This window comes from Saccharothrix hoggarensis, from assembly GCF_042678885.1.
Classification (GTDB): Bacteria; Actinomycetota; Actinomycetes; order Mycobacteriales; family Pseudonocardiaceae; genus Actinosynnema; species Actinosynnema hoggarensis.
This window is the reverse complement of record NZ_JBHTLK010000308.1, coordinates 1-6,692: the sequence shown is the minus strand read 5'-3', so window position 1 is coordinate 6,692 and position 6,692 is coordinate 1. Positions and strand designations below refer to the sequence as shown.

The 6,692-nt window shown below is 73.6% G+C and carries 4 protein-coding genes; all 4 read right to left on the bottom strand.

Annotation, left to right across the window (positions count from 1 at the left end; genetic code table 11):
- The coding region (locus ACFQ3T_RS33145) for an ATP-binding protein (protein WP_380729520.1) at positions 1-2,367 on the bottom strand (2,367 nt) is incomplete at its 3' end.
- A gap of 11 nt (positions 2,368-2,378) precedes the next feature.
- The gene (locus ACFQ3T_RS33140) at positions 2,379-2,567 is read right to left on the bottom strand and encodes a hypothetical protein (RefSeq protein WP_380729518.1); all 189 of its coding nucleotides are present in this window, start codon (positions 2,565-2,567) and stop codon (positions 2,379-2,381) included.
- A gap of 189 nt (positions 2,568-2,756) precedes the next feature.
- On the bottom strand, positions 2,757-5,117 hold the full coding sequence (locus tag ACFQ3T_RS33135) for a chitinase C-terminal domain-containing protein (protein ID WP_380729516.1): 2,361 nt from the start codon (positions 5,115-5,117) through the stop codon (positions 2,757-2,759).
- A 157-nt stretch (positions 5,118-5,274) separates the two neighbouring features.
- Positions 5,275-6,692 (bottom strand): tetratricopeptide repeat protein (locus ACFQ3T_RS33130; protein WP_380729514.1); only part of this gene is annotated, 1,418 nt, incomplete at its 5' end.

Genomic DNA, 6,692 nt, shown 5'->3' with positions numbered 1-6,692 from the left:
CCGGTCACGTCGCCGCCGCGCCCGCGCGGCCAGCTCCACGTGCCCGGCGAGGCCGAGCGCCGCCAGCCGGATGCCGGCCAGCAGCCAGTCGCCCTCCTTGCGGGACCAGCTGATGGCGTCCGCGATCCGCTCCACCGCCAGCTCCGGCCGGCCGCGCCACAGCGCCAGCTCCGCGCCGGTGCCGCCGGTGATCAACGCGATCTGGAGGTCGCGGTGCCAGTCCGCGCGCAGCTCGCCGATCATCCGCTCGGCCTGCTCGAACTCGCCCCGGCTGACCGCGACGTGCGTGCCCGCCGCCGCCAGCCGCGCGGACACCGTGCTGGACACGCGCAGGCCGGGCGGCTCGGCCGCGGTCGCCGCGCCGTCCCACTCCCCGATGTAGTACCTGGTCAGGACCTGGAGGATGCGCAGTTCGAGGCCGAACGAGCTCCACGTCAGGCCGGTCGCCTTGGCCCGCGCCACGCCCTCGTCGAACACCCGCGCGGCCTCGCCCAGCTCGCCGAGGTCGTAGTGGTGCACGCCGAGGAAGTACCGGGCGCGCAGCTCGGTGCTGACCGCCTCCGCCTCCATCGAGCACGCCACCGCGGCCCGCAGGTGCTCGCGCGCCCGCGACACCTCGCCCTCGGGTTCCTCCAGCAGCCCCAACGTGGTCAGCGCGTCCGCGACGGCCGCCTCCGCGCCCGCCTCCCGGCCGTCCGCGACGGCCATCCGCGCCCGCTCACGCGCCTCGGCGTACGCGCGGTCCTGCCGCAGCGCCGCCGCCGACACCGCCAGCACCCACGCCCGGGACGGGCTCGCCGGCCGGTCCCGGACCAGCCGCCACGCCTCCTCCACCGCGCGGTACATCTCGCCCTCGTTGCCTTCGAGCACCTGCAACGCCTGCGCGAAGCGCCGCCACATCTCGGCCGCGGCCTCGGGGTCGGACTCGTCCACCGCGCCGGTGCCGGTGCGGGCGAACGCGATGGCCCGCTCGGGCTGGCCGGCCGTGCCCGCGGCCGACGACGCGCGGCGCAGCAGCACCAGCTCCGTCAGGCCGGTCGGGCGGTCGTCGGCGGGCACCGCGGACCACAGCTGCAACGCCTGCTCCAGGTGCCGCAGCGACTCGGCGGGAGCGCCGGCGGCCTGCGCTTCCCGCGCCGCGTCCACCGACGCGCGCAGCGCTCGGGCCAGGTCGTGCGACTCCAGGCTGTGGTGGGCCAGCGCGGCCGCGGCGCCCCGGTCGCCCGACGACGCGAGCCGGTCGGCGTACGCGGCGTGCAGCCGGACCCGCTCGCCGGGCAGGAGGTCGTGGTAGACGGTCTCGCGGAGCAGCGCATGCCGGAACGTGTACACCTCGTCGCGCGCGACCAGCAGCACGTGGTGCTGCACGGCCTCGCGCAGCGCGCCGTCCAGCTGCACGTCGTCCATGCCGGCCACGGCGCGCAGCAGGTCGTGGCGCACGGAGCGGCCGCCGACGGACGCGACCCGCACGACGCGCTGCGCGTCCGGCGACAGGCGCTCGATGCGGGCCAGCAGCACCTCGGCGAGCGTCCACGGCACCCGGCCGTCGCCGCAGGTGGCGACCGCGATCAGCTCCTCGGCGAAGAACGGGTTGCCGTCCGAGCGCTCGGCGACCTCCAGCACCACGTCGTCGGGCAGGTCGTCGGCGAGCGCGGCGACGAACGAGCGCGCGTCGATCGCGCTGAGCGGGGTCAGGTCGAGCCGCTGCACGGCGGGCAGCCGCACCAGCTCGTTCAGGAGCGGGCGGAGCGGGTGGCTGCGGTGCAGGTCGTCGGAGCGGTAGGTGCCGACGACCAGCAGGCGCTGCGAGCGCAGCCGGGACAGCAGGAACGACAGCAGGTAGCGGGTGGAGGCGTCGGCCCAGTGCAGGTCTTCCAGGATCAGCAGCACGGGCCGCTGGTCGGCCAGGTCGCCGAGCAGCCCGTGCACGGCGTCGAACAGCTGGAGCTGGCCGACGTCCTGCTCGGGGCGGCGGCCGACCACGTGCGACGGGAGGCCGGAGAAGGCCGGGCTGCCGTCGTGGCCCGGGGGCAGCGCCAGGTCGGGCAGCAGCAGGCCGAGCGCGGGCCGGGCGGCGACGTCGAGCAGACCGGCGTCCCGCACCTGCCCCAACGCCTCGGTGAAGGGCAGGTACGGGAGGCCGGTCTCGCCGACGTCCAGGCAGCGGCCGTTGAGCACGAGCGCGTCACCCGCCGCCGCGGCCAGCTCGTCCACCAGCCGGGTCTTGCCGACACCGGCGTCGCCCGCGAGCAGCACCGCGCCGGCCTTGCCGCCGGCGGCTTCGTCGAGGGCGGCGCGCAGCCTGGTCATCTCCCGGCTACGCGCCACCAAGGGAATTCCGGAACCAAGGCGTGCCACACCAGGCATGCTGTCACACCTCAGGCGGCGTCGCGGTGGTCGTTCCCCGCCGGGGGGTCGTTCGGACCGGACCGGTGGCCCAGCCGCCGCCACCACGACCTGCCGGGGACGGCGGGCCGGCGGCTGACGCGGTGGTGGGCCGCGTCGGCGCGCAGGGCGGCCTGCCGGTAGTCGATCTCCGCCTTCAGGGACTCGGGCGTCCACTCCATGACCTGCTCCTCGTGTCGTTGTCTTCTCTGGTGACACGAAGAGTCGTCCTGAGGCCGCGAGGCGGGCATCGGTCGTTCACGTGGGTTGAGGGGGTGGTTCCCTTACCCGCCGCCGTAAGGGAGGGCAGACGGCGGGTAAGGGATGCCTCAGGGGGCCGTCGGCAGCGCGAACGCCGCCTCAGGGTGGGGTCAGCAGGCGCCGAGGTCGCGCCAGACGCCCCACTCGCCGGTCTTGCCGGGCTCCTCGCCCTGCGTCCACCACTTCGCCTGCCAGCGCTTGCCGACGTGGGAGACCTCCGTGCCCCCGGTGTAGACCTTGGTCCGGTCCCACGCGGGCGCGGCGCACACCGGCGGCTTGGTGGTCGTCGTGGTGGTGGTGGTGGTCGTGTCGTCGGTGGTGGTCGTCGTGGTCGTGGTGGTTGTGGACGTGCCGCCGCCGCGCGGGTGGTCGGAGGCGATGGCGTAGGTCTTCCCGCCGAACGTCAGCCGGAAGTTGGACGGCGAGGCGATCGGCAGCTGGTAGCTCAGCGCGACGTCCACCGACGCGCCGGGCGCGAGCGGCTGCCAGCTCGGCAACGTCAGCTCGACGTGCTGGAAGTCGCCCTTGAGCCCGCCGACGTTGCCGCCCGTGTGGCCCTTGGAGGTCACCCGCAGGCCGAACCCGGACTGGTCGGACATGCTGCCCGGCGCGCTGGTGCCGTAGTCGAACTCGACCTTCGTGCCGCCGGGCAGGGTGGTGGCGGAGTTGTTGGTCAGCTTCAGCTTCGGCGTGATCGGGTAGTTGCTGTCGCCGAGCGCGAACCCGGAGACGGTGGCGGACACGTTCAGCACCTCGGTCGGCTGGGCGCCGGCGGCCTTGCGGTTGCCGTACGGCGCCGCGCCGCGCAGCCCCTCGTTGATCTTGGTGAGCAGGGTGTCGCCGACGGTGTACTGGCCCTTGGCACTGTCGAACCGGTAGTCGCCCGCCAGCTCCCAGATCATGATGCCGCCGATGCCCTTGTCCGCCACGTACTTCGCCTTCGCGGCGATGGACTGCTCGTCCTCGGTGGACAGGAACACCTTCTTGTCCGCGTTCCAGAGCCACGGCGAGGTGAGGGTGCTGTCGTAGAACCGGTTGTAGGAGCCGGAGAGCCGGTCGGTCGGGTCGTTCGCCGGGTCGAGGCCGTGCTGCGCCAGGTAGTCCGGCGTGATCTCGTTCTCCAGGTTCTTGGCGTGCCACATGGGGTTCACGCCCGACGGGACCTCGGCGCCGCCCGCCGTGGAGTCGTGCCACAGGTTGTCGATGCCCACCGCGCCGTTGCCGCACGGGGTGGTCGAGCCGACGTTCGACCCGGTGCCGGCGGGGCACTTCGTCTGGTCGGGCAGCGCGGCCCGGCCCCACAGCCCGTTCGTGCCGCCGGTGACGCCCTGCCAGCCGCGGCTGTAGAACGGGACGCCGATGTTGATCCGGCCGGCCTGCATCGCGCCGCGGTAGTAGTGGTACGCCCAGTCGGTGTTCAGGTAGCCCATGCCCTCGTACTGGGGCGCGGTGTAGACGCCGCCGGCGGCCAGCTCGCCGTCCTTGCCGTCGTCGTAGAGCGCGGCGTTCGGGCCGACGAAGTGGTTCCACGAGCCGTGCAGGTCGTAGCTCATCACGTTCAGGTAGTCGAGGTAGCGGGTGACCTGGTAGGCCTCCTGGCCCCGCAGCAGCCAGCCCGAGGCGGGCACGGCGGCGGTGAGCAGGTAGTGCTTGCCGTCCTGCTGCGAGGCGCGGTCCAGCTTCTCCCGCAACGTCTTCATGATCTTCTCGTAGCCGGCCCACAGCGTGCCGCGGTTGGCGTTGGAGATCCAGAAGTCGTCCGGGTTGCCCGCGTGGTTGTTGGAGGTGGCGTACTCGTAGTCGATGTCGACGCCGTTGAAGCCGTACGTGCGGATGAACTGCACGGCGGAGTCGGCGAAGGCGTCCACAGTGGACTGCGGCTGCGCGCCGAGCTTGTAGAAGCCGCCGCTGGCGTTGCGCGAGCCGTCGGCGTTGAAGAAGCCGCCGGTCTCCGCCCAGCCGCCGACCGAGATCAGCGTCTTCACGTCGGGGTGCTGCTTCTTGTGCTTGTTCAGCAGGTTGAAGTGGCCCTTGTAGGGCAGGGACGGGTCGAGCTCCACGCCCGGCCAGGTCATGCCGGTGGACGGGTTGTCCGGGCCGTCGGGGCCGACCGACACGCGGTTCTGCGCGTCGAGGTGCGCGAACGCGTAGTTGAGGTGCGTGACCTTGTCCCAGGGGATGTCGGACGCCAGGTACGCGGGCGAGCCGTTGCGGCCCGTGCGCCAGCTGGTGAAGTAGCCGATGACGCGGCGCGAGTGGTCGGCGCCCAGGGACTCCCGGCCCTCGGCGTCGTAGACGGAGCAGTAGGGGACCGCGACGCCGGGGGTCTGGTAGAGGCCGTCGGGACGGCACTCCTCCCCCGCGGTGGCGCTGGACGAGGACGGGGACACGACCGCGATGAGGAGTCCGGCCACCGTGGAGAGCAACGCCACGAGGGGGAACAACCTGCCGGATCGGGATCTCTTGGGCACTACCGGGCACCTCCTGCACCAGGCGGCGGCCTCGACGCAGCACCGGAAACGTAAATAGGTCTAGACCTCACTGTCAATAGGTCCAGACCACTCAACCGATCAGGGGGACCGCGGCACCACGCCCCCGACGGGCTCGGAGTCCCGGCGCCGGACGTCCTCAGACCGCCGACGGGCGCGAGGCGGCCGTGGCCCTGGCGCGGGCCAGCCGCTCCCGCACCTGGTCCGCCTCCGGCGCGTTCAGCTCGGTGAACAACGCCAGCGCGCGCTGCCAGTGCGCCTCCGCGCCGGGCATCCCCTGCCGGTCGAACACCGTCGCCAGCCGGTCGTGCGCCATCGCCTGGTGGTACGGGCTCGCCGCCGCGGACGCGACCGTCAACGCCGTCCGCGCCGACGTCACCGCCTCGGCCTCCTCGCCCGACTCGAGCAGCACCATGGCGAGGTCCGTGTGGCACGTGGACTCACCGCACTGCTCGCCGACCTCCCGGTACATCGCGACCGCCGCCCGCAGCCACGCCTTCGCCTCGTCGTAGCGGCGCGACGCCAGGTGCAGCAACCCGAGGTTGTGGTGGGCGTTCGCCTCGGCCCACCGCGACCCGGCCGCCCGGCTCACCTCCAGCGCCTCCCGGTACGACGCCTCCGACTCGTCCACCCGGCCCAGGTACTGGAGCATGTCGGCGACCGTCGTCAACGCCCGCGCCTGCGCGTTCACGTCGCCCGACGACCGCGCCACCTCCAGGGCCTCGCGGTGCCGGGCCAGCGACTCGTCCGTCCGCTGGAACTGGGCCAGCGCGATGCCGAGGTTGAACAGCATCACGAACTTCGCCTCGGGGTCGCCCAGCGTCATGGCCGCCTCCAGCGCGGCCTCCGTCGTGCGCAGCCACGTCGTCCGGTCCGCCCGCAGCCAGAAGAACCGCGACAGCGTGTACGGCAGCTGCCACGCGTGCACCAGCCACTTCGGGTCCGCGCCCTCGGCGGTGGCCAGCTCGGCGGCGGCGACGATGTTGCCCTGCTCGGCGTCCAGCCACGCGATCGCGTCGGCCGCGCCGGACAGCTTCGGCACCTCCGCGGGCACGTGCTCGGGGGCGACGCGCACGCTGCCGCGCCCCACCGGCAGCCGGCCGTCGGCGAGGTCCGCGCAGTGCAGGTAGTAGTCCAGCATCCGGCTGGTGGCCTCGTGCCGCACGTCCGGCGGCAGCTCGGCGGCCAACGTCCGCGTGTACACCCGCACGAGGTCGTGCGCGCCGTACCGGCCGGGCTCGTTCACCGACAGCAGGTTCGCCGCCGTCAACGCGTCCAGCGCGCGCTGCGCCTCCCCGACCCGCACCCGCGCCATCGCGGCCACCACGAACGCCGTCACGTCCGGGCCGGGGTGCAGGCCCAGCAGCGCCAGCAGGCGCGCCGGCAGCGGCGACAGCGCCCGGCGCGACGCGTCCAGCGCCGCCCGCACCGTCGAGTCCTCGTCCTCCAGCCCCAGGGCGGCCAGCCGGCCGTGCTCGTCGTCCAGCTCGTCCACCAGCTCCGCGATCCGCAACGTCGGCGCGAACGCCAGCCCGGCCGCCGCGATCCGCAGCGCGA